1 protein-coding gene is annotated in these 1,160 nt (G+C 63.8%); it reads right to left on the bottom strand.

The features are described 5' to 3' along the window. Window positions 1-189: 189 nt before the first annotated feature. Entirely contained in the window at window positions 190-957 is a 768-nt protein-coding gene (locus AC3WJE_RS21025) for an SDR family NAD(P)-dependent oxidoreductase (protein ID WP_493732789.1), read from the bottom strand. Between the last annotated feature and the right edge of the window lie 203 nt (window positions 958-1,160).

The following is a 1,160-nucleotide window of genomic DNA, read 5'->3' as shown; positions in this document are numbered from 1 at the left end:
AAAACGACGTGCATCCATGCACGTCGCCCTTCGGGTTTTTCCCGCTGGCTCCGTCGCTGCGGATGGGGGCCCCAGAAAGCGAAAAGCGACAGCAAAATCACGAGCAACAGCAACAGCCGTGACTCCACATGCCATGAGGCATCCTTCAACACACATCGGCCCAGCTCGGCTCTACAAGACTTCGATGCTTTACCAGGCCGTGGCACCACCATCCAATCTGAAATCTGCCGCAGTAACCCAGCCGGCTTCATCGGATGCTAGATAAGTCGCGCACCAGGCGATGTCATCCGGTGTGCCCAACCGGCCGATCATCATTTTCGACAGCACCGTTTCCTTGAAGCCGGGTTCGTTGTCCAGGCGTGGTTTGGTCGCGCCGGTGACCACCAGCGCGGGCGAGATGGTGTTGGCGCGGATGCCGTGCGGGCCGCCTTCCATGGCCAGTTGCCGGGTCATTGCCAGCACCGCGCCCTTGCCGGCGCAGTGGGCCAGGGCACCCGAGCCGGACAGGGCTTCGTGCGCGTTGGCGGAGGCGAAGTTGATGATCGAGCCGCCGCGCTGCTTGAGATGCGGCCATGCCGCTTGGCAGGCCAGGAACACCACGTCGATCTCGCCGGTCAGCGTGGTCTTCCACTGCGTGCGGTAGTCCATGTGTTCGACGAATTCGAAGGCGCCCCAGGCTGCGGCGTTGACCAGGATGTCGATGCCGCCGCCACCGCTCCGCACGGCGAGGTCGATCAATGCCGCCACGTCCTCGGGGTGGGTGAGGTTGCACGGATGCAGGCTTTCCAGCGTATAGCCCTGCTCGCGGGCTTCGTTGACCGTAGCCTCGGCCGAAGGGGCGTCGAGATCGCAGCCGATCACGTGCGCGCCCTCGGCGAGGAAGCGCAGCGCGCAGCCCTTGCCGATGCCGCTACCGATCCCGGTCACGATCGCGACCTTGTTCTGGAGTCTGTTCATGAGGGGCCATGCGCGGTCGGATTGACAGTGCAAGCATAGGCAGACGCGATCCACCCAGGAAATCGCGCTGTGCGATCCCTGTCATGAGCAGGCGGACTACATCGAACTGAGCAGTTTCGGACCTGCCATGCATCGTAGGAGCGGCTCTGGGTGGCCTAGGGCCATCAGCCGCGATGGGCTTCACCGGTAAAGCCCATCGCGGC

This window comes from Pseudomonas sp. GW821-FHT07E12 (genome assembly GCF_058986605.1).
The sequence above is the reverse complement of the archived record's forward strand: the minus strand, read 5'-3'. Positions and strand labels throughout refer to the sequence as shown.

Bases quoted from the DNA above. Each gene is read 5' to 3' on its own strand.
- AC3WJE_RS21025 (WP_493732789.1), bottom strand. From the start codon at position 957: ATGAACAGACTCCAGAACAAGGTCGCGATCGTGACCGGGATCGGTAGC.